Here is a 26,189-nt window from a genome sequence, read left to right as displayed (position 1 = left end):
CTTGCCTTGGGACGGTACGCATGCATAGACTTGCAGCGCGGCGCTCACTCCTGAACCGCGACGTGTGTATTTGTGTGGCCGCGTGGCTGCCCTGCGGCCTTTTTTTGGCCCCTGGTATAACGCGGGGCGCGCTAGTGCCCCAGGCGTCGCTGGCCTGGATCACTCCTTCGCGTACTCCTCGTCTGCGAGCCCAAAATATCCCCTTCGGCTTTCGAGCCATGTGATTTCCCCGTCGTGGTCCTGGAGCGCGGCTAGCTCCGCTTCGGTCAGATCAATGACTTGCAGACCACCGAGTTCGTGGAACTCGTCATCCGTCTCATGAAACTGCTGCACGCGAACTTTGGGCATTGCGCTCTCCCCGTGTCGTGAGTTGATTCTATTCATCCCGCATGTTTTCTGCTGGCTTTTTATTGTTCCTCCGGCCCTATAAGGATGGCCTCTTCCGCCTGACGTCTGCCTGTATAAGGTCGGGGGAAATTCGCCGAAAAATCTCCAGCAAGGCGCCATAAAAACGGCCAGCGACAACTGGAAGCCCGCCTGTTCCTTGCTCGAAGTGGAAGAACGATTGTCGGTCGCCGTGCTCAAAAAATTCTATCGGCCTATTTATTAAATTAGGTACGCATAGTAATGGTGAAAAGGCAGCAATCTGGACGAGCGATATATGACGATTAATTCGGAAGATTGATATATGAAAACGTATATTTATAACTGCATTGTTCGCGACATTTCTCGAGGAAACTTGACCGCGTTGCGCCTTCAAACTCCTTTGACCTTGCCACCGGCACAGCGAACTCTGCTTTCAGCGAGCCGGCCTGCGAAGCCATCCGCGCATGCACTCTCGAATTTCGTGGCGTCCGATTCTCGGGACTTGGAGGCTCCCGGGAGCCAAGGTGAACGCGTCGCCCGTTAAAGTTGGCATGGCTCGCGTTTCCGCCCAAGTCAAGCCCCAATCGACCGCATCGTCGGGTGGCTCGCCTCCGCCCACGCCAGAAAATCCAGTTTCCACTTGGCCTCTGCCGAGAACCGTCAATCGACTCGCTGGCCGAGTCGCCGGCAATCGTTTGGCGGCACAGGCGCATCGCATTTACAAAGGTTCTCGAATCATTGACCGCTTGCGTGTCCCCACCACCGCACAGATTGCCGCGATCAGCAGCAGCACGCAAAACGGTGCCATTGCCAAGGACACACTCCCCGTCCGATCGCGCAACAGGCCGATGAGCCACGGTCCCGCCATTGCGCCAATGCCACCGATCATGTTGATCGCCGCGATTGCACCCGGCAGCGACGACTTTGGCAAATACGCGGGCGGCAGCGCCCAGAACACCGCCAGCGCAGCGGACAACCCGCTGCCGAGCAGGCAGATGCCCGGCAATGCGATCGCAAGTGAAGCGTGTCCCTGCGCGATCATCGCCAGGCCGATCGCTGCCACGAACATCGAGCCCGCGAAATGCCAGCGGCGCTCGCCGTGTGCATCCGAATGGCGGCTGACGAGCACCATCACAAGCCCGCTCACGAGATACGGCACGACAGAATAGAGGCCAATGCGCAGATCGCCATGGACCCCGGCCTCGCGAATGATGGTCGGCAGCCAGAACACATTCAGAAAGACGCCGCTCAGCACGCAGGCGAGGAGAAAAGCGAACAGGGCGGTGGTTCGCCAATGGGCGCGGTCGAACCCGGTATGCGAGCCCGAGCCCCGGCCTTCGGCGCTTTCATCGGCGAGTGCCGCCATGAGACGAGCACGCTCGTCGCTGCGCAGCCAGCCCGCATCCCGCGGACCATCGGGCAGGTAAATACGCAACAGCACGCCGACGAAGCAGGCGGGTATGCCTTCAATGAGGAACATCCACTGCCATCCATGCAGTCCCGCCGCACCGTCCAGGTTGCCGAGGATCCACCCCGAAAGCGGACCGGCGAGCACGCCCGCCGCAGTCGGCGCGAGCAGGCAGATAGCCACGGCATTGGCTCTGCGCGCAGCGGGGAACCAGTAGGTCAAATAGAGCAGCACGCCGGGCCAGAAACCCGCTTCGCACAGGCCGAGCACAAAGCGCATCAGCACGAGCTCATGCGGCGTGCGCACGAACATCGTCGCCGACGAGACGAGGCCCCACAGCAACATGATGCGAAATAGCGACTTGCGCGCTCCGAAGCGATGCAGCCACAGGTTGCTCGGAATCTCCAGCAGCATGTTGCCGACAAAGAACACCCCGGCGGCCAACCCGTATTGCGCGGCGCTCAAACCGAGATCGCCAGTCATGTGCGTCTTCGCAAAGCCGATATTCACGCGGTCCAGAAAGGCGAATATCTGGCTGATGAAGAGCACCGGGATCAAGCGCAGCAGCACCTTTCGATAGAGCTGTGCGTCGTCTGTCTCGCGCAGTGCCGGCACCGGCTTCACTCGTGGCGTATACGTAGTCATCACTTCAATCCTTCGTTGTTGCTGCACCGCCCGGAAGATGCCGCATCGCTCATGCTGGTGCGCGAACCCGGCATCCCCCGTCGTATTGGATAAATCTCGAATCAGAACACGTGCCTGACGCCAACCGAGGCGCCCGTGGACACCGATGAGCCAGCACTGCGGTTCAGCGCCGCGAGATTCACGGTCTCCAGCTTGTACCCACCGGAGAAGCGGTTCTGGAACACCGTCGCGTAGATCGACGTGCGTGTCGACAGCGTATATTCCGTTGCGATCACAACTGTCTGTTTCGTGCCATCGCGGCGGACTACGCCATCGAGATCCCTGCCACGATCGTTGTAATAGGCGATTCTGAGGTTCGCCCGGTTTCCGATCTGCCACGCGAGGCCGAGATCGAAAATATTGTCCCGCTGCCCGACGCGATGCGCGATCGTGGCGTCGAGCGCGCTCTGGAACCACGACGCGTAAGCCTTCACCGGTCCGAACACGTAGTATCCGCCCAGTCCCCAGAGGGAATGCTCGGGCACCCCGCCGGTCGGCGTCGTGCCGACCGCATCGAAATAGCGTGTATACATCGCAGCGAGCGCATAATTCCCGGCCGTATGTGCAATCCCCGCGCTGTAATTTCTTCCCGAGACACCGTCGTCGAAAGAATAGCTGGCGCCAGCGTCGACAATTCCCGGCACGCCATACGAGTACTTCACCGTGTTGTTCTGGCGCGTGTCGTTGCTCGCGAACCGATCGACGCCGAACAGCGCCATCGGCACGACCACCGCCGAACTGCCGTTGAACTGGAACACATCGAGCGTACGAATGGCCGTGTCGGTTGCGGCGGTGAACTGCCGCCCGAGTGTCAGCCTGCCCAATGCGTCCGAGGCAAGGCCCACGTAGCTTTGCCGGTTCCAGAAGCTCGTGCCGCCCGCGGCCTTTCCGCCAGCGTTGCCATTCGACACGTTCAGCGCGGACTCCAGTCTGAACAGCACTTGCCTGCCGCCGCCCAGGTCCTCCGCGCCGCTGATCCGCATGAACGAAGCGGCGATCAGGTTATCGGTCATCGAGAAAGCCGAACCGCCCCCCGCCTGGTTGTTCTGCCATGTCACGCCGCTGCCGATCTGCCCCGATAACTGCACCGTCGAGGTTTGTCCGAAAGCCATCACGCGGGTCCCGAGCACGATGCCTCCTACGAGAAGCTGGCACTTCAATTTCGTCACGATGTCTCCTATTTTTTGGCGATTGTTATTCGCGTGGACGAAGCCTGTTTGACTCGACACACGGTCCCGCCAAGACTATCGGTGGCGCCAGGGCAATCGCTGTCAAATCCTGGACAAAATGGGGACTACCCCAATCCGGCACCCGGGAACGGCCAGGCCTTCGTCTGTCACATCCTTGACAGCATCAGCGCGCCGATTTCCCTAAGATCGGAGCAAGCCGTTCAGATGGGGTCGGGGCCAGCGCGCGGCAGCCACACGAGCACGCTCCGGGCCCTTGCAGTCCGTCCCCCGATTGCCCCGTCTGAGTCTCCTGTTGACTTGTCCCGCTCATCCGACGAAGGAATGCAAAGATGGCCGCTGATTCGCCCAACTTCACCCCTCTGAATGCCGACCCCGGCGCCGGCTTCAACGGCCGTATCGGACCGACCCTCGCCGAATCGATGCCCGACTGGCCGTCGCCTCGCCGCGCGCCGGCAGGCAGTCCGAACGTCGTCGTCATCCTGCTCGACGACCTCGGCTATGGGGACTTCGGCTGTTTCGGCGGCGAGATCGATACGCCCAATATCGACCGGCTCGCCGCGAACGGACTGCGCTATACGAACTACACCACCGTGCCGATGTGCACACCCGCGCGGGCCGCATTGCTGACCGGCAAGAATCCGCACAGCGTGGGCTGCGGCTGGCTGACCCACAACATGCCGGGCTATCCGGGCTACCGTGGTGGCGAGATTTCCAAAGATGCGCCCACGATTCCCGAACTGCTGCGCGAACACGGCTGGTCGACGATGGCCGTCGGGAAGTGGCACAACACCTACGATCGCAACCTGCACGCTGCGGGCGACCGCAGCTCGTGGCCGCTGCAGCGCGGGTTCGACCGTTTCTATGGCTTTCTTGCTGCGGAAACGAGCTACTTTCACCCCGACCGGATGATGGAAGGCAATCAGCTCGCCGCCGCGGACAGCTACCCCGAAGGCTATTTCGCCACCGACGACTACACCGATCGCGCGATCGGCTGGCTTTCCGAACACCGGAGCAGCGCGCCGGACAAGGCCTTCTTTCTCTACCTCGCGTTCCAGGCGCCACACACGCCGCTGCAAGCCAAGCCGGAAGATCTCGCGCGCTACCGCGGACGCTACGACGCCGGATGGGACAGCATGCGCGCGCAACGATTCTCGCGACAACGCGAGATGAACCTGCTGGAGCCGAACGCCGAACTGCCGCCGCGCAATCCCGGCGTGCCGGCCTGGGACGAGCTGCCCGAGGACCAGCGCGCGCTCTTCGCACGCTATATGGAGGTGTACGCCGCGCTCGTCGACAACGTCGACCAGAATGTCGGCAAGCTGCTGGACTTCCTCGAATCGACGGGGCAGCTCGAGAACACGCTGATCCTCATCACGTCGGACAATGGCGCCAACTCGATCGGCGGCCCCAGTGGCGTGGCCAACCTGCAGGACCGGCGCCAGGGGTTCGGCGAGGACCCGGCCGTTGTGCGCTCGCTGCTCGAACGCGACCGCCTCGGCAGCGAAGACACCTACGCGGCTTACCCGAGCGGCTGGACTCAGGTTTCCAATACGCCCTATCGGTACTACAAGCGCACGCCGATGGCGGGCGGCATACGCGTTCCCCTCATCGCGCACTGGCCGCAGGGCATCGGCCAGACCATGGCGTGCCGGCGCCAATGGGTCCATGTCACGGATATGCTTCCGACCCTGCTCGACCTCACGGGCATCGCGTATCCGCAGGTCTTCAATGGCTATCGCACGCGCCAGATGGACGGCGCGAGCTTCGCGCCCACCTTCACGGATGCCGCGGCACCCCAGCGTCGCGATCGGCAATACTATGAGTTGCAGGGCAATCGAGGCTTTATCAGCGGCACCTGGAAGATCGTCTCGTTGCAGGCACCGACCCAGCCGGCCGATCTCGACAACTGGATGCTCTTCGATCTCGCGAACGACCCCACCGAGATCCACGATCTCGCAGGCGAGCGGCCGGATGTGCTGCGCCGGCTGATCGACGAATTCGAAGCCGAAGCGAGCGCGAACTATGTCTACCCGCTCGATACGCGAGACGACCGCCGGGCCGTCACGCTCCCGCCTCACGAGCTGGTTGACGCATCCACGCCGCGTGAGTTCTACCCGCTCGGACAAACCATCCCGAGCGTCGTCGTCTCTGCGCTCATCGCGGACCGCGACTTCACGCTGCGTGCCCGCTTCGACTACGCGGCAGGCAACGAAGGCGTGATTTTCGCCATGGGCGACCGCTTCGCGGGCATGGTGGCGTACGTGATGGACGGTGCACTGTATTTCGTCTATCAGCTCTGGTATCGGCCCATCGAGCTCGCGCCGATCCCGCTTGCGCCGGGCAAGCAGGACTTCGTGCTGCGCTATCGTGCGCTGGGCGAACGTCGCGGATGTGGCGACTTTCAGTTGAACGGCAACCCGGTACGCGAAGGCGTGGAGCTTTCGCCGACGCTGGTGCGCCTGCCCTCCGGCGGCATGGACGTCGGCATCAACCGGCGTCTTGCCATCTGCGAGCGGTACGCGGATCGCGGTCTGTTCCGCTACAGCGGGAAAATCGATGTCGTTCGCCTCGAACCGGGACCGCAGCCGGCCGACACGCCGATGCTCATCGACGAGGCGGCGGTGCAGGAACGCATGCGCGCGGCACGCGCAAGCCGATGAACCGGTAAGCCGCGCGCCGCGTGCCAAATCGGCACGCGGCGGCCGGCACGCGCCGTGCCGGCCGCGGTCCTACGCCGCGCGCTGCATCAGCAGGGAAACGCCGACGAAGACGAGCAACGCTGGCAGGAACGCCGCCGCGTATCGGCTTCGTGCCGCGTCGAGAAACCGGCGACGGCCCAGCCACGCGGCGAGGCCGCACATCAGGCCGATCAGCGCCAACAGCATCGAGGCAATGAGAACGCGCTCGCACCCTGAGCGGCCGGCAAGCACGGCGACGTAGGCGAGGATATTGTCCGTCCCGTTTGCCACCGTCACGGCGGCAACGGTCCACGACGAAGATGTGCCAGGCGGCGTCGCGCTTTGCGCGTGCGGCTCGGGACGCGTCTCCCCCCGCCAGAACGCCCAGCCCTTGTGCAAACCCAGCAGGCAAGGCAACACGCCGAGCCAGCGAAGCGCGCCATGCGGCAGGGCCACCATCAGCGCCGAAACGCACAGGGAGAACGCCACCAGCGCGCAGGAGCCGGCCAACGCGCCGATGATCGCGCGTCGTCCGCCGTCACGGGCCTCCACAAGAAATGCGAGCAATGCGAGCGTGTTGTCGACGTTCGTCGACCCAAACGCGACGACAGTGAGAACGATGAGTGCGGCCATGCGAATGTTGCGTTGGGAGGGGAGGTGGCGAAAGACGCGCGCGGCCTGCGCGCGCGTCACCTCGACCTGAGGTTTATGCCGCTTCGTCGAGAATGAAACTCGCCGCGCGTTCGCCAATGACGATCGAGATCGCGTTCGTGTTCGTCGAAGCAATCGTGGGCATCACCGAGGCGTCAGCCACGCGCAGGCCTTCGAGACCGTGCACGCGCAGGCGCGGGTCCACCACCGACTGCGCGGCGTCGCTGCCGATCCTGCAGGTGCCCACCGGATGGTAGGCGGTGGCGCCCGTCGCGCGCAGATACGCGACCAATGCCTCGTCGCTCGCCGCCTGCGGGCCCGGCCGCACTTCGCCTTCCAGCAACTTCGATAACGGCCCGGTTTCGGCAATCCGGCGCGAGAGCTTCAGCGCCTTCAGACAGGCATCGATGTCGTCGGGATGCGTGAAGTGCCTGGAGTACATCACCGGATCGGCGGCGGGGTCGGCGCTGGCGATGTGCGAACTGCCGCGCGAGCGCGGGCGGATCTGGAACGACGCGAGCGTCACACCGCTGAACGTGTCGAGCGTGATTTTGCCGGCCCCACGATTGCCCGGGCTGCTGACCTGCTGGATCTGGAGCTTGAGCTCCGCGTGCTGGCCGCCCCGTTGCATCGGCGCGAAGGCCTGCGCGGTGATCGAGCTGGAAGCGAGCGGCCCGTCGCGCCGCAATAGCCAGCGGGCGGCAAGGCGCGCCTGACCCAGCGGGCTCGATAGAGCGCCGTTCCAGCTCACCTCGCGTGTCGTGCGGTAATTGAGCGGACTATAGACATGCTCGCTCAGGTTCTCGCCCACCATCGGCAATTCATGCAGCAGCGGCACGCCTGCGCCTGCCAGCACTTCGCGCCGCCCGACGCCCGAGAGCTCCAGCAGTTGGGGCGAATTGAAGGCGCCGCCGCAGAGGATGACTTCCCGGTTTGCGCGAAAGTCGGTTTGCGTGGCGCCTGCCTTCGCGCGAACACCAATGGCGCGCGTGCCTTCGAACAGGACGCGCTCGACCAGCACGCCGGTCATGAGACGCAGATTCGCACGACCGAGCGCGGCGTCGAGATACGCCATCCGCGTGTTGCACCGTTTGCCATTGCGCGTGTTGAACTGGAGATAGCTGCCGCCGAGGCCGCCCGAGTTGTAATCGGAGACGCGCTGCACCACCCCGGCTGCCGTGGTCGAATCGAGGAACGCGTCCGGCAACGCATCGACGGGCTTGAACTCGGTCACGCTCACCGGCCCATGGCGACCCCGATACCGCTCGTCTCCGCCCGCAAAGGACTCGATCTTGCGAAACCACGGCAGCAGGTCCGCGTAGGCCCAGCCCGGGCATCCGTCTTGCGCCCACAAGTCGTATTCGCGCGGGGTGCCGTGCACCCAGAGCATGCCGTTGACCGTCGACGACCCGCCCACCACCCAGCCGCGTGGCCAGTAGATGCGGCGATCGTTCATCTGCGGGTCCGGCTGGGTGAAGAAGCTGCGTGTCACCTTGCCCTGCTGCAACACCTTCGCCACGCCCATGGGCACGCGGGTCCAGATATCGGTATCGGGCGGTCCCGCCTCGAGCAGCAACACGCTAAACTGCGCGCGCTCACTGAGCCGCGCGGCGAGCGCGGCCCCCGCGGAGCCGGCGCCCACCACGATGTAGTCGAATGTTGTAGCGTCACTCATGGGCCGGCTCATCGTTGAGCGCTGCGCGCAACTGCCGGAGCGCGAGGCGCATGCGCATGAACTGCCTGTCCGGCAGCAGCGGCTGCGGCGCTTCATTGCCGACCCGCCGCGGATCGGCTTCGACCACGAGCTCGACGAACGTGGTGCCCGCTTCGGCGAGCCATTGCGGCAGCGCTTCTGCAAGGGCCGGGAGACTGTCGATCCGCAAGGCGCGATCATAGCCCGCGGCGCGCGCCATGCCGGCAAAATCGCACGTGGGCTCCGTGCCCGCCGTGGGCAGGTTGACGAGGCCGTTGAACTGCGCGCCGTTGTGAACGACGATATGCACGAAGTGGCGCGGCTTGTTGTGAGCGACGGTCACGAGGCCGCCAAGCTCCATCAGCAGGCTGGCGTCGCCATCGACGACAATGACCGGCAACGCGGGCTTCGCGAGCGCGATGCCGAGGCCGAGGCCCGCGGCTCCGCCCATGAGCGGCACCGAGTCGATGCGCCGCGCGGTTTCGCCGATCAGGTCGAATGCGAACTGCGCCGACATCGTCGTCACCAGCGGGCTCTGCGGAGCGTGTTGATTGCGTGCCGCTGCAATCGCAGCGCATGCCTGTCCAAGTTTCATGGTGAGCGCTCCGATCAATTCCAGGTGATGTGACGGCCGATCAGCAACACGGCGGGCCCTTCGGTGGCGGCCGCATGCGCGAAGGCTTGCGCGCAGCGCTCGACGTCGTGCGCCTCGTCGATGTTCCAGTGGCGCACGCCCATGGCGTCGAGCACCGGCTCCATCAGGCGGACCATGCTGCGCCGCGACTGACGAGCCGGCTGCCCGAAGTTCTCCGCTTCGCGCCCGAACTGGCCGACCAGGAACACCATGGGCACGCCTGCGTCGAGGCAGGTTGCGCGCAGCGTGTTCATGCACTTGTAAAGGCCCTGGTTCTGCATCATCACGACCGGGCTCGCGCCGCCGACGTACAGGCCCGTCGCAACGGTGAGCGCCTGATCCTCGCTGCACGCGAATACTTGCTGCACGCCGTTGCTGGCGTCCTGCAGCCGTTCATGCAACGCGAACTGAACGAAGTCCGGAACGGTGACGACATGCGTCGTGCCGGATGCGCGCAACGCGGACAGGAGTCCGCTTGCGCTGGGGCCGCCCGGGGGATTGGGGGTGGGTTGATGGTTCATTCGCTGTCTCCTCGCGATCGATGCCGACGACGGGAGCGAACGCAGCACGGCGCTCGCGCCGCAGGTTCGCTTTCCCTCCAGCGCAACAGCTTAGGAGAAGCGACAGACGGGATCTGTCAAATCGGAGACAAGTGCGTGATGATTAGCGTGCCGAAGCGTTCCGGCGCGGCGTCACGAGACGGGATTCGGTGCCTTGCCTGCCAACGGATCGGCCGCGCGCTCGACGAGCAACGCGTAATCGACGATCGTGATGGCGAAGTAGCGCAATTCGAGAATGTCGGCCGCCTGCAACTGCTTGACGACGAAATTGATGCGCTGGCGGCTCACGCCGAGCCAGTCCGCGAGATCGGTCTGCGAGAGCTTCAAGTCGAGCTCGACGACGTTGCCGCGCGGCGAGCCGTGCAACGAGCATAGCGTCAGCAGCAAGTTGCACAGACGCGCTTCGAGCGACAACCCGGAATCCGCTATCAGGCGATCGAACAGCAACCGGCAACGAAATGCCAGATGGCGCTCCAGCGCGCGCGCCAGCGCAGGATCCGCGTCACGGATCCTGCGCACGTCGTCGCGGGGAATCAACAGGACCGTGGACGGCTCCCGGGACCACAGGTCGTTGACATGGCCGAGCCCGTCCATCGTCGGCACAAGCCCGACGAGCGTGCCGGGACGCAGGATGCCCACCAGATGCCGGTGGCCCCAGGGGCGCGTGAAACTCGCTTCCAGCGAGCCCTTGATCAGCACGCCCATGAAGTCGAACGCCTGGTCGCGCTGGGCGACACATTCGCCTTTGCCGTACTTTCGCAGTTGGCCGCACGCGACCAGCTCGTCCAGGGTTTCCGGCCGGCAATCGCCAATCCACTGGACACGACCTACGACGCCACGCGCCAGAGCCCTGGTGTTTTTGTCGGCCGTTTCGGCTTTCGTGCTACTCATTGCGTTCGGGGCCGATTAGATTGTGGAACCCAGAATCATATCAGCCCCCTTCTCACCAATCATGATTGAAGCGGCGTTGGTATTGGGCGAGCACATGGTCGGCATTACCGACGAATCGACCACACGCAACCCATCGACGCCACGGACTCGCAGTAGTGGATCGACAACAGCCATCGAGTCGGTACCCATCTTGCAGGTGCCGATCGGATGCCAACTGGTTTGCCCCGTCTGCTTGATGTAAGTGAGGAGGCTCTCGCGATCCTGCACATCGATGCCCGGGCGGGTCTCGCGGGCCACCAGCGGCGTGATGCCGGACTGCTGCATCACCTTGCGCGCCAGGCCTAGTGCGCCGAGCATGGTCTGTCGGTCCGTCTCTGCGTTGAGGTACCCCGGCTCGATGATCGGAGCGGCGAAGGGGTCCGGACTACGGATGTGCAGATGACCGCGCGATTCGGGACGCAGCTGAAAGAAACCCACCGCGAAACCGGGGAAGGCATCGAGCCCGTAGCCTTTGCCGGCGTAGCGATCAGCACCCGATAAGTGGTGTACCTGAATCTTGACACGCGGCCTCGTGTCCTCGGGCGCAAGCCGCGCCAATGCGTGCGCGCTGGCCGATGGCGTGGCCATGATGCCGCGCCGCGTCAGCAGGTAACGCAAGCCCATCCAGCCTTGGCGCAGCGGACTATGCATGATCTCGTTGAGCGTGATGGAGCGCGTGCACGCAAAGGTCAAGCGCGACTGCAGATGGTCGATCAGATTCTCTCCCACGCCAGGCAAATCGACCTTGACCGCAATGCCCAGCGCGCGCAGTCGAGCGGCATCGCCGATGCCAGACAATTCCAGCAGTTGTGGTGACTTGATCGGCCCCGCACTGAGCACGACTTCGCGCGCGGCCAGCGCACGCTTCGTGACCCCGTCCTGCACGTACTCGACGCCGCTCACGCGTCGGCCATCGAACAATAGACGTGTGGCCTGCGCCTCGGTCTCGAGGCGCAGGTTTGACTGCGGCTGCCCGTGCAGATAGCCGATTGCCGTGCTACAGCGCTGGCCACGCCCGATCGAGAGCTGCAGATAGCTGACACCCTCGTACTGTGCACCGTTATAGTCCGGTGTCGCCGGAATGCCGGCTTGTTGGCAAGCCCCAATGAATGCATCGCTGAGCGGATTGGGATTGAGGCCGGCGACCGAGGAGATCGCGATCGGCCCGTCACGGCCGCGACGCGCATCATCACCGCCCGCATAGCTTTCCAGGCGGCGAAAGTAGGGCAGCAGCGACGCATAATCCCAGCCGCGGTTGCCCAACGACGCCCAGTGGTCGAACTCGGCCGGTTCGCCGCGCACGTAAATCATGCCGTTGATCGAACTGGAGCCGCCCGGCATGCGGCCACGCGGCCAATAGATCTTCTGGCCCGCGAGCTGCGCTTGCGGCTCGGTAAAGAACTGCCACGCGTAGCGCGCGTTCTGCAGCAATTTGGCCACCCCGATCGGCACCCGTACCCAGAAGTCGCGCTCGCGCCGTGCGCCAGCCTCCAGCAGCAGCACCTTGCCGCGACACCGCTCGGCAAGCCGCGTGGCGAGCGTGGCGCCCGACGAGCCCGCACCCACGACCACGTAGTCGAACTGTTCCGTCACGATCTCGCTCATGAGCGCTCCTTTTGCCGGCTGGCATACCAGTGCCCCAATGTCCTGGCCTCTTCCCCCATGCGCGTGAACTGATGGTCCGGCATTTCGGGCTGCGGCAGTTCAGGGCCAAATCTCGGCGGCTCAGGTTCGATCGTCAGCACGACGAATACAGGTCCGTCCTGCGCCAGCAACGAAGGTAGTGCGTTGGAGAAGGCGTCGGCCTCGTCAAAACCGGCCACCTGCGCATAGCCTGCGGCGCTCGCCAACGACGCGTAGTCGACACGGCCCGCGCCCGGCGTCAGCAGATTGGACGCACCGCCGAACTGCACGCCATTGTCGATGACGACATGCAGGTAGTGCCGAGGACATGCGTCGGCAACGGTGACGAGTCCGCCCAGTTGCATCAGCAGGCTCGCGTCGCCGTCAACCACCACCACGCCCACGTCCGGGCTCGCCAGCGCGAGGCCCAGGCCCAGGCTCGCCGCGCCCCCCATCAGCGGCACCGAGCTGAGACGGCGCTCGCGCTCATCGAGCATGTCGAAGGCGCGCATCGCACCCATCGTGGAAACGATCACCCGCTCGCCGCGCGCCTGCGCGATCAGTTGGCATGCCTGTGTAATCCGCATTTTCCTTTCCTCCTTCAATGCCAGGCGAGGGGCCGACCGATCACCAGCGCGGCGGGGCCGCCGCGCGTACGGGCTGAGTGAACAGCCGCTTCGACTGCGTCCAGATCGGCTTCCTGCTCGAGTGGCCAGTGCGGCACGCCGAGCGCACCGAGCACGGGTTCCAGCAGGTTCACGACGCGTCGGCGCGACGCAGTGGTGGGTTGGCCGTAGTTATCGTGCTCGCGGCCGAATTGGCCGATCAGGAAGATGCTGGGGATGCCCGCATCCAGCGCCACCGCGCGTACCGAGTTGATGCATGCATAGAAGCCCTGGTTCTGCACCACGATCAGCGGCTTTGCACCGGCGATCGTGAGACCGGCCGCGGTACACACCGCCTGGTCCTCGTTGCACGCGCGCACCAGGGTCATCCCGCCGTCCCCGCGCTCGACGGCCTGGTGCAGAGCAAGTTGCACAAAGTCCGGCACTGTCACAAAATGGCTCACCCCTGCACGCCCGAACGCCTCGATCATCGCGGACGCGGGGATGCCACGCTGCTGCTCCGACATCGGTATCTCCTCATGGTCTGTTTCGACCGATCCAGTCTATGGAACCCCACTCCGCATTTCTGTAAATAACATGACAGATTCCCCTCCTGCCGCGCTCGCGCGACTCATTGCCGACGTGTTACAGCGCGCGTCCTGGTTCCAGGACTGCAGCGCCGCCTCCCTGCAGGCAATCCAGGACCATGCCTCGATCAAGCGGCTGGGACGTGGCGAGATGCTGATGCGTTGCGGGGAGCCCGTCGGCAAGCTCAACATGGTGCTGGACGGTGCGCTGGAGGTCAGTGCCACAAGCGCAACCGGCAAGCGGCATGTGACCAACTATCTCGAGCCCGGTCAGCTGATTGGCCTGATTCCGTTCATCGACGAAGGTGGATCGGTTCACGACGTCACCGCCCACGAGGACTCGCTGGTGCTGCAGCTCGATCGAACACTGTTCGAGCGGCTGACCGCGGCCGAGCCGGCGCTGACACGCTGCCTGATGCGCACGCTGTGCCTGCGCTCACGCCGGACCTACGCGCGCCTGACCGACAGCCTGCTGCTGCCGTTGCGTCAGCGCTGCGCGCAGACACTGCTGGAGCTCGTCTCGCCCTATGGCGTCCCGGCGCCACAAGGTGTGGCGATTTCGTTGAAGCTGTCCCAGGAAGAACTGGCCGACATGATCGGCTGCTCGCGGCCGATGGCTAACCGCGAGTTGAAGGAGTTGGAGAAGGAGGGTGCGATCTCCATGACGTACTCGCGCTACAGCATCATCAATATCGAACGCCTGCGCGCCATCGCGGCGGGTCACTGAGGCTGCGCAGAACGACGCAACCTCAGTCTGACTGCGAAAGCTCTGCTCGAGGCTGCGGCTCTCGCTGCCCGAGCGCATCCACCCTGGTATCCGTCACGCGCCGCGGATCGATGAAGGCCGCGCCGAGCAAGCCGCCGATGATCATCATCGCGCCGCAGACGGCGAATCCCGCCGCATAGCCCGCACTGCCGCGGGCGCCTGCGTGCTCAACCAGCATGCCGGTCAGCACCGGCGCCATGACCGCGGCAATCGAAGCAATGGAGTTATCGATCGCGAGCAACGCGCCACGACGCCACGGCGGCGCAATTTCGGCCAATAGAGCCGGCACCAGTGCATAGACGGTTGGCACCAGGCCGAGTGCAATGCACATCAGGCCGACGTGCAGCGAGGGAGCGAAATCGCCCAATACCAGCGCGATCAGGCAAATTCCCGCGACCGTGAGCACAGCGCCGGACATGAATCCGCGCGCGATGCGCGAAGAAACGCCCCGGGCCAAGAGCCGGCCGACCAGCCACGAGACGGCGATAGACAGCGGAATGCCTCCGCCGACGATCAGCGCGTACAGACGGCCGGACGTCACGCCGTTATAGCCGAGCCCCAGTTGCAGATAGGCAGGCAGCCAGGTCAGCGAAAGGGCTAGGCTCCAGTAGGCGACGAAATGCAACAGGAAGCACGCGAGCACGGTGGGTGTGCACAGCAGCGTGCGAAAGGACGCCCCCTTCTCCTGGCGGCCATATCCGGGGCGCAGCGCATCCGCAGTGCGTGTGGTGTGAGTTTCGAGCGGACCTTCGCGACCGAAGAGCAGCCACAGCAGGCACCATGCGGCGCCAATCGCGGCCAGCACATAAAAGTTGGCGCGCCACCCCCAGTGCGCCGAGATCTGCGGAATCGAGACACCCGCCAATAGCAAACCGACACCACCACCCTGAGCGAAGATGGAAACCGGCAGGTCGCGCTTGCTGTCCGGGAACCACTTATAGCAGGCATGCACCGCGATCGGGAAAGCGGGACCCTCCGCAACGCCGAGCAGCACGCGGCACAGCACGAGTGACACCAGGCTGGCCGATACGGCCATGGGGATTTGCAGTAAAGACCAGACCACGCCCATGACGAGCAACAGCCGTGTCGTTGACCAGCGTGTCGTCGCAAAACCGCCTGCCACGCCCGAGACGGCGAACAGCCAGAAGAAGCTGCTGCCGATCAGGCCGAACTGCGTTGGCGTGATCTTCATTTCAGTCATCATCGGCACAGCCAGCATGCCGAGCGCGATCTTGTCGATGAAGTTGACTACCATGAACAAGAACAGGAAGACCGTGACCTGCCAGGCTTTGCGTGCATCGTGGGGTGCCCCCATGGTGTCTCCTTGATTTGTGTCCGGCCGCGACGGCGCGCGGCTCGATCGCACGCGAACTGGCCCGTCCGCGTGGACCACGCAGGCTGTCCGGATAGACTCGCGGCCATTTGTATCGTCCATTTGCCGGCGAGGAAATTCTGTAAAAAAGCGAACACATTCAAGGTGCGGCGATTTCCATCATCCGCGGTCCATTTGAAGCATTTAGGCACCGCTCTCGGCGTTGACGTGGAAAGTATCGTTCTTACCAGTAGAACGCGTGCGTCTTTCTTGTCGTGTCACGCGCTTTGGCACCTTGTTCGCGCCGGCCGGACGTACAAGGTGGGCGCGCGCGAAGCTGAACCCCACGAGGCTGCCTTCGCCGATGGACAGCCCGCGTTAGTGGCCGACGAATGCTGGCTCGATTCGTATTTCGTTATCGACCGCAGGGCGATGCCAAGGTTTCGCGAATGCGAGCGACGGGGCGAGTCCGACCCATCGGTGTATGGTTCGTCCCTAAAAAAATATGACCGCTTTGCGCACGTTTTCAGTCATATCAGGGCAGCGAGTCATTGACCGGTTGTGGCCGACTGTACGCGCTCGCCGACTTCGCCGTAAGCTGCCATTCAAAAACATTCCGAAATGCAACCCGGTGCAGAACCCGGATCTGCAGGGGTCAGCTCTTTCTCGCAGGAGCGAGAAGCTCGGAACGTCCAATCACGTCTCTCGTGCTCTCCGGCTTGTCTGAATCCGAGAATCCGGCCGCCTCAAGAATGGGTGTGAGGCCCTTGAGCTCTGCTTGTGGCTTGGCGCTTCGCACCGTCGCCATGCCCTCGTTCCACGCGTGCAGCATCTGCTTCGCTATCCAGTGCCATCGGGGTTCGTTCTTCGCGGCTTCGACAACCTCTTTCCCTGTTGATACGGCCGAATTGCAGAGTGCCTCGACCATCTCGCGATAGCGCCGCGGCGGGATGCCCAGCCGCGTGTTAAAGAATCGCTCCAGCGTTTTGCCCGGCGCCCAGGTCTTGCGCCCGTCGACGCTAAGCCCGGGTGGATTGCTTGCAAAGCGGGGGTAAGCCTGGGTGGTCACGATGTCGTACACGGGTGTGTACACGACGTCGTCGATGTTCGAGTAGAGAAGAGCAACGTTCTTCGAGTGGCAGTCCGCGTTGCGAACAACGTAGTTGGTCAGTATCAGCCAGCCACAATGTTCGGCCTGCTGTCTCCAGTTCGCGCTGCTGATGTAGGGCTTCGTTGCGTTCAGCACCTGCTCTGTCGAGGGCCGATACTTCTCATGCGGTGGGAGACCGAGGAGACTGCATGCGTCCTCGACGCCGTATGCAGGCATGCCATTTTCATCGACATCGAAGCGGTCGACGACCAGCACACGCCCGTCGTCAGACATGGTTGTTTTTGCCACTCGAGCGACGTCGAGCCTTGCGAGCACCCGCATTGTGTAATGCTCATTGAACCCAAGGTACGGCGTCTGCTCGTCGGAACCCTTGATGATGTGCCGGCTGGTGCGCAGCGTCTGCTTGCCGACTGGCGTTTGCGCGGAGGAAACCTCCGGCGCCAGGAACTTCGGCACCGCCCCCGAGATGGCGGCGCGCGCGTAGTACCTCACCAGCTCCGCGAAGTGCTGGGTCGAGACGTCCTGATGAAGCAGGGTATTGAGGTCAAGCGGGTCGAGCTCACCACCGGGCTGGCCGCCCTCAGGCGCCACTGTCACGCGGCCAATGCCGGCGCCGCCTATAACAGCGAGCAACGACAGGTCCGTTCCGTCGAGGAGGGGGCCGAATTCCTCACGAATGACCTCAAGAAGGAATCCTTCGGGCAGGTTCTGGCGAAAGAATGGGTGCAAATCGCGTGGCCACACCCACGGCTCTTCGCGAACAGGCATGGTCAGGCTGACGAAGTCCTCGGGTGACGCGTCAGTGCTGTACCGAAGCGCATAGTTGTCTTGATGGCGGTACAACTGCGCGACGGGCTTGCCCTTGACGTAGACGTGAAGGCGCATGCTCAGGCTCCGGACTGTTTCTGTTCTGTGAGCACGTCGTCGAGCGTGCGGGCGTGACCGCGCTTGACGACCCGCAGGTCGTAGCCGGCCGCTTCGAGAAGCCGGACGAGCACCGCCACACTCATGTCGCCACGCGCGAGCGTCTCCATGCGCGCGAGCGTGGTGCGAGCGACGCCTGCGCGTTCAGCAAGGTCTTTTTGCGAGAGGCCCGCGTCGCTGCGCGCCTGCTTGAGCATCTCTCCAACGTCTGCCAGATTCGTCACTTGTAGCCCCGGGGCGTCACAATTGGCTAAAAACGAGGAAATTGTAGCCCAGCGGCTACAAGACGGCAAGGTGCGATTGTGCCCCTTGGGCTACAAAAATCGGAGAACTGGTCTGTTTTGTAGCCCAAGGGCTACAAAGGCATTGCCGCTACGTGGGCTCACACCAGCCCCCTCCGAAAGACCGTTGCCCGGTTGGTCGGTAGGCAGTCCCGCTGCAGTCACGGTCGCAGCGCGCCCGTGCTGCCAACTCTTAAAGTTCTTGCGCGGTTCCACGAGGATGAAGCATGGCGAAGTTGCGTTATACGGACCAGGTCGACAAAGAATGAACCTGGAAGAGAGGTGTACTCTTTCTCGTGACTCCACTTCTCCTGTGCGCATGAACTTCGCGACTCCCTTCGCCGGCAAGCCGGGAAAACAGTCCGCACGGCGGTTTAAATCCCAAACATTCGGGGTGTAATGTCAAATCCCACGATGTGAAGTGGAAATGGCGGCGAGGGAACACGGGAGGAAAGGCGCTCACGCAGCACCCTAGCCGTTGTGTGCTATGCGCCAGTTCGCCTTGCGAGTCGGGCAGCGGCCTTCTGAGCTGAGGGTCGGGCGTTCGAGCCCCTCCTGTCGCGCCAATGAATCACGCACTTAGCCCGGTATTGCTAGTCGGGCTTTTTGCTTTCTGGCGGTCGTGTAGGCACTGTGTAGGCATTCCCGGTGAATGCGGACACGTCAGCGGTGTATGCAGCGCGACCTCCTGGACTATGTAGCACGGCGTTGCAGATGTTCACGAGGCATTCTGGCGTGATGTCTCGTTTCCTAACATCCGGCACACGACGCGGCTGCACACAGACGTTCCGACCCCGTCGCGTGGGACTCCTGATGGGACTGGTGCTATCGAATGTTGGGGCTCCCCAATGTTTCCCCCCAAAAAGAAAAAATCCGGACTCACAGAATTAAGACTGTTGGCTGTCCAGCAACGGATTGCATGCGCGCTGATTCGAGCGGGCGTGGAATTTTTTGGGTCTCGTACGCGTTTTCCAAGTGGATGCGAAAATCTGCCGGTCGAACAACGAATCCGTGTCTGAAATGGCGTGCTGGCATGCCCGATGCATGGATTCAGGGTAGCTTGTGTCTCATATGTGGTCTACGAGACACGACGACACAAGTTTTACGAGGGCGCGGCCGTTATCCCTATGGACACGTGTTTCTGGCCCAGATAGCCTCGTGGAAAGCAGAGACGGCCGGGTTTTGGAGGCAATTATGTTCACGCACCTGTACGACGAAAGGAAAGCAGCCGATGCCGCGATGTATCTGCTCGTCCGTGCCCGTGCGCCGATGAACGCGGCAAAGCTGAATCGCTTGTTGTACCTTGCCGAGCGGGCGTCGTTTGCTAAGTACGGCGAGCCGTTGACCGGTGATCAATTGCTTGTCTTCGAAAAGAGCCCGGTGCTGTATGGCACGTATCAGCGATTGGCTGGCGATGTGCCAGGCTGGGAAGACCGCATCGAGAATCTTGCCAACCACGAACTCAACGTGCGACGGCCGATCCTTTCGGAAGAGCCCGAAGCATACTTTGAGCACTCCACGCAACTCAGCGACGCCGATATCGCAGTGCTTGATGCAATCTGGGATGAGTTTGGCGGGATGAACCACTGGACTCTCGCAGACTACATCCATTCGAAGTGCCTCGAATGGACGGACAGCAAAGGCGTACCGTCGGAGGTCACTTACCAGCGGCTATTCAAGGCACTCAACTATGATCAGCCAGCCATTAACGAGCTTTTGTCTCGTCTTGAAGAGGCTGACCATATCCGGGCTACTTTCAGCCACGCGTGAGCTCTACCCCCTCCTGGACGGCGCATGCCGGGGCGGCGTACCTTGCGCCGTCTGGGCCGGGCAACCACTCGCATCTATTCGTCATTCTGAACGACCCAATGCCGTTCCCATCAATGGGTGCGCAGGGCTGTGTGTGCGTCGTTGGGTTCTCCAGTGTGCCGTCGTCGTCCACGACGTATGACACCACGTGCGTCTTTCAAGCTAGCGACCATCCATTTATCGTTCATGCGAGCTTCGCCTACTACAGGTATGCGCAAGCCCTGTTCGCCGGCGACGTTGAAAAGAACATCGCATCGGGAATATGGACCCCGAAGCCGCCGGATTTTGATGCGAACCAAGTCAAGCGATTGAAGGATGGGCTCTTTGCCTCGCAGCACACTTCGAGGTATCTGAAGAGTCTCAAGATTTAGCGTGCAACACCTTCACCCTCTTCACGACGGGCTTCTTCGGGAGGAGGGGCGCAGGGCATTCGACCTTGACGCGAATGCGCTGGCATTCTCACCGGCATTCTGTGGATCATGCCTTCAACGGGGCGCTGCGCTATAGTTGTCCGCTCTGACCGCGCCTGGGTGCTGCATGCCTCGTCCTACCAACAGCGAGATCGAGCAGTACTACTTCGACTTGTTCAGGTCACACTACGCTTTACCGGCCGGACGGATTGAATACGCGGACAAGCCGGACGTAATCCTGCACGGCGAACGTCGGCTCGGCATCGAGATCGCGAATCTGTACCTTGCTGATGGCAGCGATCCGGCAAGCGAGCAGGTTCAACGGCGCCGCAGGGAGCAGGTCCTTGAGCGCGCGCAATCGCTTCATCTGGCGTCAGGTGGCCGACGTATCGAGCTGTCAGCCGCGTTTGATCCTGGCGTGCCGATTCTTGAAATCGACCCACTCGCACGCAAGCTTGCTGAAATCGCAATGCGCGTCCAAGGCTCCTCAGGGCAGGTAGATTCGCTCACGTTCGACCACGTGCCCGAGTTGACCTTTCTCTATCACAGCGGCAAGGAATATGCAGGCGCCAGGTGGCGCAGTGTGCAAAGCTATGCCGTTCCGTTCGTCTCGGTGGAACGTGTGCGCCAACTGGTAGTGGAGAAGACGGCGAAAGTCGCCGACTATGACAAGGGCTGCCAGGCGTTCTGGCTTCTGCTGGTGGTCGATTTCATGGACCCTGCGCAGGATCAGTTCATCGAATGGCCTGACGGGGTCGCGCTTGCGAAATCGCCCTTCGAACGCATCCTGATTTACAAGCCGCAATTCGGGCAGGTTGTCGACGCCGTGCAAGCGGCCATGTAAATGACGCCCAGACCCAACGTCGGGTCTGCGGTTGTGGGTGAAAGAAACCTCTTCCGATCATGAGTTCACTTATGCCCAGAGAAGATCTAGTTCGCGTCCTCACCGAATTGTTGCTTACCAAAGACCCCACATCGCTTAGGTTCGCCTTTCCCGGCGATTCGCTAGGCTATATGCGTATCCACGTTCCCGAAGAGTTTCGAGAAGCAGTGGCCGCCATACCGGAGGTAAAAGAGCGAGAAGGGCACATGCTAAATCACGGGTCGATGGCAGCCACAGTGCAACCTGGTGCGATCGCGGAGGGGTTGGTGCATAGGGCAATTCAAACGAGCCCAGCGGACGCCGTTGCGGACCTTTACCGGTTTTTCGAGCAAGATTACTCCCGGTGCGTCGAGGTCTGTCTCTTGCGGGGCATCAGCGTAAAGGAGCAAATCGAGCTTTCGAATGAAATATTTCTTGGCCCATTGGCGGCCGTCCCCTCAGATTCCCTGCAGCAATTCATCGCTCGCCGCAGTATGGGGGCCGCTGTCATCCCCGGGATGACGCCCGTTCAAGTTGACGAGAAGCGTCCGCCTCTGGAGGCCGCACTGTACCGACTGAAGGAGGTCAGGCCGAAATGGTTTCGGCAGCCGGTGAACGGTGAGCCCCTTCCGTTTGTGCAGGATGCCATCTCTCTGACTGCGGTTGCGAACCTGCTAACGCTCATTGGGCCGTCTTCCCCGTTCATTGTGAGTGCGTATACAGAGCTGGCGGACGGGGAACTGCTCAAGGGGCGTACGGGATTCAGCTGGAATAATCCCCCCGAAGAGACCCGCATCGTCGAAAACGTGGCAGTGTCTACCGAGGAAATTCGGGATCTCCTTCCCACCATTCGTTCTTACCTGGCTCTGCCCGAGCGCATAGAAAAACAGCTGCAAGTGCCGCTACATCGACTGAACGAGGCGGTTAGACATCGCAATAGCGTTGACCGTGCACTGGACCTTGGCATTGCACTGGAGTCTTTATTGCTTTCACAGCAACAATCGAAGGATCAACTTAGCCTGCAGTTCCGCCTGCGCGGTGCGTGGCTACTGGGGAAAGACGGCAACGAACGCACCGCACTGTACAAGCAACTCGAGACCCTATACACCTACCGGTCGCTCGCTGCTCACAGCGGCGCCGTGGAACCATCGAAGACGCCGGCCGCAGAGGTTGAGGCCACGCTGAAGGACGGCTTGCGCCTATGTGCCTCGGCAATTCGACGCGTGATTGATTCCAGCGGCTATCCGGACTGGAGCAGATTACTCGTGGGCGCCGACTACACAATCGACACAGAAGCGGCGACGTAGCGCCGAGCAATATCGCTTCGGCCACACTGGATGTTTGGAGGCCGCCTTGAAACACGTCTTTATCGGGCTGTGGCGAATGGGCGCCGTCATTTGCTGTCCGGGCAGTGATGCTAATCCTGCTTGAGGGCATCCATGACGGCGTCGTGATGGCCGGTCTGGGCGCTGACAGCCTGCATGCTGCAAAGCTGCCACGCCATGTTGGTGTTGGTGCTGGTTTCGGTCTGCGGGGCTTGCGCGCGGGCTGCGAGCGCGAAGGCAATGACGAAGAGGGAACGTTTCAAACAACTTCCTCTTGTAATTCGAGGCGGGCTTGCCCTTCCGCTCACGGACACCTGCCCCCAAAGCACGTGTGTGATCCTTTGCGAACTCCCGTCCATCCGAACCGCCGTAATAGCGTGCACTGCCATCGCGTTTCCTCCGTTGTCGGGAAAATCCTAGCACGAGTGCAGCCATCAGTCCGGATGTCTCGCGGACGCATGCCCGGGCGGTGGCGGTGGAGACGACCTCTGCGGGCTGGTTGCGCGACCCACTGTTCACGGTGCCGATTTGGGTTGGCTGAACCACCGCTTCACTCAGCAGGCGGCCGGCGCCAAAATCGAGGTCCATGTCGAATTTCTCGATGCGCGGCGGCGCCCAACCTGCCGCCGTGACAACCCCGGTTACGTGGTGGCAATCGGCGAAGGCGAACATTCCGGGAGCGCTCGGCACTGGCTGCGGCCACGGCGGCAGGTGTCGCGTGGCCGCGGTCATTGGCACATTCCAGACATTCCGCCTTAGTGTACGGCGCGTGCTGTGTATGAGGTTCGGGACGGACTCACGATCGGCGCATGGCACCTGGACCCAGAACTGTTAGTGGTGCTCGAAGAGCTTCGACGTGCCACGGTACGCACTGTCGTGTCCGCCGGCTTGCGAAGTGCTCCCGGTGCCGCTGCCCATGCCTGACGCGACCAGCGTGCCGGCCGATTCCCGCGCCTGGACACGTTCCTCGGCTGCCTGAATATCCGCGGGATAGGTGGCGTCGTTGCGCCGGGCGGGGGTATAACCCGAGCTTTCAAGCTGCACGAGCTGGGCGCGTACCTGCGCATGGGTCAGTGGCGTGGTCGTTTGAGCGTATGCGGTCCACGAAGGACGCCCCTCAGAGCGAGGTGGCAGAGCGCGTGATGTGTGGTAGCGGTGTGGGTCAGCGGAAGTGGGCAGGCATTTTCCAGGGAAGCAGCGCGTCGTAGTCGTCGACAGTCTTCGCCAGAGGTAACCGCTGGAACAGCCAGGTGAGATATCGGTATGGGTCGATGCGATTCGCCTTGCACGACTCGACGAGGGAGTACAGGTTGGCGCTAGCGTTCGCACCGTCGACGGTGTCCGAGAACAGCCATCCGCGGCGCCCGACGCAGAAGGGGCGGATTGAGTTTTCGCACGGGTTGTTCGAGATAGGCCAGTCGCCATTCTCGATGTAGCGGACCAGCTTCGGCCACTGTTCGCGCAGGTAGGTTAGCGCTTTGCCGAGTAAGCTTTGCGGCACGACGCCAGGCGACTGCTCGAGCATCAGCTTTTCGATGACATCGAGCACGCGTGTACTGTACCGTCGTCGCAATCGCTGTCGACGTTCGGCCACCCACTCCGCGCTACGCGCCTCGGCAACGAACAACTTTCCGATCAGCTTGATGAAGCGCGTCGCGAGCAGATCGGGCGAGCGCGCTGCCTTGGGCACATTGTCTTCTGCCTTGACGAAGTAGCGTCGGCAACTGAACCCAGCATCCGAGGTGCACGAGCTGGTATCGCTCGGCGATACCGTTATAGGGCTCATAGCCATCGGTCATCAGGACCGCGCCCTACGGATCCCCGTGAACAGTTTGTCAGCTAGCTTTGCACCTCTTCCGGGCGTGTAGGTGAAGCAGCAGATCGGCGTGCCCGAACCGGTCATCTGCGACCAGAGATAGCTCTTTGTTTGTGGCTTGCGCCCCTTCTCCTTCAGGACCTGGAATGTCGTCTCGTCGCAGTAGATCAGATCGGCATCGAGCAACGCATCGCGCATCAGGTTGATCACGGGTTGCGTCGCGAGCCCGACACGGACGATGCTCGCGGCGATGGTGTTCGACGAGGTATCGCCGCCGAAGCGTCGCAGCAGGCCGGCCTGACGGTAGAGTGGCATCCCGAACTGATACTTGCCGGCAGCGATCCACGCAAGCGCCGATTCGCTCAGGAGTCCACGCGGGATGATGCGCGGCGGCGCTGGCGTGACCTTGATGCCAAGATCGCAGCACGGGCAGGCATACTTGACGCGCTGGTGCTGGATGACCCGGAGCTGCTCCGGGATCACGTCGAGCTGTTCGCTGGTTTCGACTCCGATCTCCACAAGCGCGTGTCCGTCGTTGGCGCAGAAGCGATCGGCTTCGGGCAGTTCGTGCCGTACGACATCGCGCGGCAGACTGGGATCGAGCGGCTTGCGGTGACCACGCTTCTTGCGCGTGTGTGCGCCAACCTTCGTTTCCGGTGTGTCTTCCTGCGCGGGCGTGGAGTTTGCACCAAGCGCTTCAGCTTCGTTGAACAAGCCGTATTGATCAGAATCCCGCGCTTCGCTCTTTGCACCGAACAGCTCGCGGCGGTAAGCGCGTAAGCGCTCTTCGGCGAGGTCACGCTCTGCTGTCACGAGTCGCAGCGTGCTGCGCAGCTCGTCACGTTCCCGCTGAAGCGCAGCGTGCTCCTCGCGCATCGCCGGAGTGCCTTGAGCTCGTCGGCAGAGAGGGTGACGTTGATCGGCATGTCGGTTAGACCGGCACGCCAATGTCGTGTTCAACTCACACGAGCATAATGTCGTTTTGGATGGTGCCGAAGCGCGGCAATGTCAGCACCCTTGAGCAGCCACTGCAACCGTTCGACGTCCAGCGCGACGACTCCGGTACTACTGTCGGGCCAGACGAAGCGGTCCTTCGCTTCGAGTCTCTTGAGCAATAGCCAGAACCCGTTGTTGTCCCAGCCGGGATCTTGATACGATCACATCGCCGGTTCGTGAACACGTAGAGCGACGAATCCATCGGGTTCAGGCCCATCGCCTGTTCCACGAGAATCGACAGGCTGTTCATTCCGTAGCGGAAATCAACCGGATCGCGGTGCAGATAGACGTTCAGACCTTCGTCGAACCGGAACACGCCAGCCTCCCGAGCACATGGATGATCGTCGTGATCTCTTCGACGCCCGCCTCGCCGAAGTCGAGTTCGACGCCGTTGGGCAACCGAACATGTAGCGCGAGCGCCATCGACCGAACCGGCGTAGACGGTGTCGACGGCGACACAGGCGCAGGGATGACGGGAACAAACGCCGGGAAGGCATTTGCGTTGCCGGCGCTTCTGACCGTCGGCGCAGAAATGTCGATCGAGACGCCATCGATAACCATTGAGTCTGGCTCTCGCGGATCGTGCAGGATCTGCGGCTGATAGCGCGCGATCCACCGACGTAACTGGTTCGGGTTGACGTCGTGATCCATGGCCGCGCGCGCGATCGACACGCCCGGCTTCAGGCACAGTGCGACCAGTTCCCGTACAGCGTCCTCATTGAATTCGCGCCGGCCATCCCGTTTCTGGCCAACGACCAGCCTGCTGCGAAGGTCTCGATTCTCGTTCATTGCGGTCTGAGTGCATGTGTCCACGCGGACACTTAGGTTCAGACCTTCAGCCACTCATTGGAAGGACGTTGTTCCTCGACCGCATACCGTTGAGCAAACGAAGCCAGTGGTGTGATCAGAGCGCCGGTAAAGGCGATCCTGATGATTGTCGCGTTCATATAAGCCTCCTTACTTTCGGG

At 62.5% G+C, this 26,189-nt stretch carries 23 protein-coding genes and 2 pseudogenes; 5 read left to right on the top strand and 20 right to left on the bottom strand.

Translation table 11 applies throughout. The features are described from left to right. Positions 1–159: 159 nt before the first annotated feature. From E1956_RS44760 to E1956_RS44750, 3 genes are all read right to left on the bottom strand, one after another. Positions 160–348, bottom strand: coding sequence for a hypothetical protein (locus E1956_RS44760; protein ID WP_134760430.1), 189 nt, complete (start codon positions 346–348; stop codon positions 160–162). A 736-nt stretch (positions 349–1,084) separates the two neighbouring features. Then, positions 1,085–2,419 carry an MFS transporter gene (locus tag E1956_RS44755; RefSeq protein ID WP_134760428.1) on the bottom strand — a complete coding sequence of 445 codons (1,335 nt, stop codon included), beginning with the start codon at positions 2,417–2,419 and terminating at the stop codon, positions 1,085–1,087. A gap of 101 nt (positions 2,420–2,520) precedes the next feature. After that, positions 2,521–3,627 (bottom strand): porin, encoded by a 1,107-nt coding sequence (locus E1956_RS44750; RefSeq protein ID WP_134760426.1) that lies wholly within the window; start codon positions 3,625–3,627, stop codon positions 2,521–2,523. Between the two features lie 350 nt (positions 3,628–3,977). Between E1956_RS44750 and E1956_RS44745 the strand changes: the two genes are divergently transcribed. Then, positions 3,978–6,308, top strand: a complete 2,331-nt coding sequence (locus tag E1956_RS44745) for an arylsulfatase (protein WP_134760424.1) — start codon at positions 3,978–3,980, stop codon at positions 6,306–6,308. A 69-nt stretch (positions 6,309–6,377) separates the two neighbouring features. On the opposite strand, the gene E1956_RS44740 is transcribed toward E1956_RS44745, so the two are convergent. From E1956_RS44740 to E1956_RS44705, 8 genes are all read right to left on the bottom strand, one after another. Next, entirely contained in the window at positions 6,378–6,959 is a 582-nt protein-coding gene (locus E1956_RS44740) for a cadmium resistance transporter (RefSeq protein WP_134760422.1), read from the bottom strand. Between the two features lie 73 nt (positions 6,960–7,032). After that, positions 7,033–8,652 (bottom strand): GMC family oxidoreductase, encoded by a 1,620-nt coding sequence (locus tag E1956_RS44735; protein ID WP_134760420.1) that lies wholly within the window; start codon positions 8,650–8,652, stop codon positions 7,033–7,035. Next, a complete protein-coding gene (locus E1956_RS44730) occupies positions 8,645–9,265 on the bottom strand; it encodes a thiamine pyrophosphate-dependent enzyme (RefSeq protein WP_134760418.1) in 621 nt (206 codons plus the stop codon). Before E1956_RS44730 ends, E1956_RS44735 begins: the two co-directional genes overlap by 8 nt. Positions 9,266–9,279: 14 nt before the next feature. Beyond that, complete coding sequence (locus E1956_RS44725; protein WP_134760416.1) at positions 9,280–9,825, bottom strand: thiamine pyrophosphate-binding protein; 546 nt, start codon at positions 9,823–9,825, stop codon at positions 9,280–9,282. A 171-nt stretch (positions 9,826–9,996) separates the two neighbouring features. After that, a complete protein-coding gene (locus E1956_RS44720) occupies positions 9,997–10,755 on the bottom strand; it encodes a Crp/Fnr family transcriptional regulator (RefSeq protein WP_134760414.1) in 759 nt (252 codons plus the stop codon). Positions 10,756–10,770: 15 nt separating this feature from the next. After that, positions 10,771–12,399 (bottom strand): GMC family oxidoreductase, encoded by a 1,629-nt coding sequence (locus E1956_RS44715; protein WP_134760412.1) that lies wholly within the window; start codon positions 12,397–12,399, stop codon positions 10,771–10,773. Beyond that, a complete protein-coding gene (locus tag E1956_RS44710) occupies positions 12,396–13,004 on the bottom strand; it encodes a thiamine pyrophosphate-dependent enzyme (RefSeq protein WP_134760410.1) in 609 nt (202 codons plus the stop codon). Before E1956_RS44710 ends, E1956_RS44715 begins: the two co-directional genes overlap by 4 nt. A 14-nt stretch (positions 13,005–13,018) precedes the next feature. Further along, positions 13,019–13,549, bottom strand: a complete 531-nt coding sequence (locus E1956_RS44705) for a thiamine pyrophosphate-binding protein (RefSeq protein WP_134760408.1) — start codon at positions 13,547–13,549, stop codon at positions 13,019–13,021. Positions 13,550–13,619: 70 nt separating this feature from the next. On the opposite strand from E1956_RS44705, the gene E1956_RS44700 reads away from it, so the two are divergent. Beyond that, positions 13,620–14,336: a Crp/Fnr family transcriptional regulator gene (locus E1956_RS44700; RefSeq protein WP_167760359.1), complete on the top strand. Its 717-nt coding sequence runs from the start codon at positions 13,620–13,622 to the stop codon at positions 14,334–14,336. A 22-nt stretch (positions 14,337–14,358) separates the two neighbouring features. Here the strand turns inward: E1956_RS44700 and E1956_RS44695 are convergent, their stop codons facing one another. The 3 genes from E1956_RS44695 to E1956_RS44685 all read right to left on the bottom strand — a co-directional run bounded on the left by E1956_RS44695 (position 14,359) and on the right by E1956_RS44685 (position 17,946). Then, positions 14,359–15,690 carry an MFS transporter gene (locus E1956_RS44695; protein WP_167760358.1) on the bottom strand — a complete coding sequence of 444 codons (1,332 nt, stop codon included), beginning with the start codon at positions 15,688–15,690 and terminating at the stop codon, positions 14,359–14,361. Positions 15,691–16,342: 652 nt separating this feature from the next. Then, complete coding sequence (locus tag E1956_RS44690; protein WP_134760402.1) at positions 16,343–17,683, bottom strand: type II toxin-antitoxin system HipA family toxin; 1,341 nt, start codon at positions 17,681–17,683, stop codon at positions 16,343–16,345. A gap of 2 nt (positions 17,684–17,685) precedes the next feature. Beyond that, positions 17,686–17,946 (bottom strand): helix-turn-helix domain-containing protein, encoded by a 261-nt coding sequence (locus tag E1956_RS44685; protein WP_028219235.1) that lies wholly within the window; start codon positions 17,944–17,946, stop codon positions 17,686–17,688. Positions 17,947–19,197: 1,251 nt separating this feature from the next. Between E1956_RS44685 and E1956_RS44675 the strand changes: the two genes are divergently transcribed. From E1956_RS44675 to E1956_RS44660, 3 genes are all read left to right on the top strand, one after another. Then, positions 19,198–19,773, top strand: a complete 576-nt coding sequence (locus tag E1956_RS44675) for a Panacea domain-containing protein (RefSeq protein ID WP_134760400.1) — start codon at positions 19,198–19,200, stop codon at positions 19,771–19,773. Positions 19,774–20,349: 576 nt separating this feature from the next. Then, positions 20,350–21,066, top strand: coding sequence for a hypothetical protein (locus E1956_RS44665; RefSeq protein WP_134760396.1), 717 nt, complete (start codon positions 20,350–20,352; stop codon positions 21,064–21,066). Between the two features lie 59 nt (positions 21,067–21,125). Next, the gene (locus tag E1956_RS44660; RefSeq protein WP_134760394.1) at positions 21,126–22,391 is read left to right on the top strand and encodes a HEPN domain-containing protein; all 1,266 of its coding nucleotides are present in this window, start codon (positions 21,126–21,128) and stop codon (positions 22,389–22,391) included. Between the two features lie 110 nt (positions 22,392–22,501). Here the strand turns inward: E1956_RS44660 and E1956_RS46605 are convergent, their stop codons facing one another. The 6 genes and pseudogenes from E1956_RS46605 to E1956_RS44640 all read right to left on the bottom strand — a co-directional run bounded on the left by E1956_RS46605 (position 22,502) and on the right by E1956_RS44640 (position 26,010). Further along, entirely contained in the window at positions 22,502–22,672 is a 171-nt protein-coding gene (locus E1956_RS46605; protein WP_167760357.1) for a hypothetical protein, read from the bottom strand. A gap of 568 nt (positions 22,673–23,240) precedes the next feature. Continuing rightward, a complete protein-coding gene (locus tag E1956_RS44655; protein ID WP_134760884.1) occupies positions 23,241–23,543 on the bottom strand; it encodes a DUF4148 domain-containing protein in 303 nt (100 codons plus the stop codon). Positions 23,544–23,571: 28 nt separating this feature from the next. Beyond that, on the bottom strand, positions 23,572–23,682 hold the full coding sequence (locus tag E1956_RS47280; RefSeq protein ID WP_232072627.1) for a transposase domain-containing protein: 111 nt from the start codon (positions 23,680–23,682) through the stop codon (positions 23,572–23,574). A 108-nt stretch (positions 23,683–23,790) separates the two neighbouring features. Beyond that, positions 23,791–25,101: pseudogene (locus tag E1956_RS44650) on the bottom strand (IS66 family transposase); the annotation flags it as partial. An 80-nt stretch (positions 25,102–25,181) separates the two neighbouring features. Continuing rightward, positions 25,182–25,471: pseudogene (tnpB, locus tag E1956_RS47980) on the bottom strand (IS66 family insertion sequence element accessory protein TnpB). A gap of 41 nt (positions 25,472–25,512) precedes the next feature. After that, positions 25,513–26,010 carry a transposase gene (locus tag E1956_RS44640; protein ID WP_134760004.1) on the bottom strand — a complete coding sequence of 166 codons (498 nt, stop codon included), beginning with the start codon at positions 26,008–26,010 and terminating at the stop codon, positions 25,513–25,515. Positions 26,011–26,189 lie beyond the last annotated feature (179 nt).

It is taken from the genome of Paraburkholderia pallida, assembly GCF_004524855.1.
Taxonomy (GTDB): Bacteria; Pseudomonadota; Gammaproteobacteria; order Burkholderiales; family Burkholderiaceae; genus Paraburkholderia; species Paraburkholderia oxyphila.
This window is presented reverse-complemented; position numbering and strand designations above follow the sequence as displayed.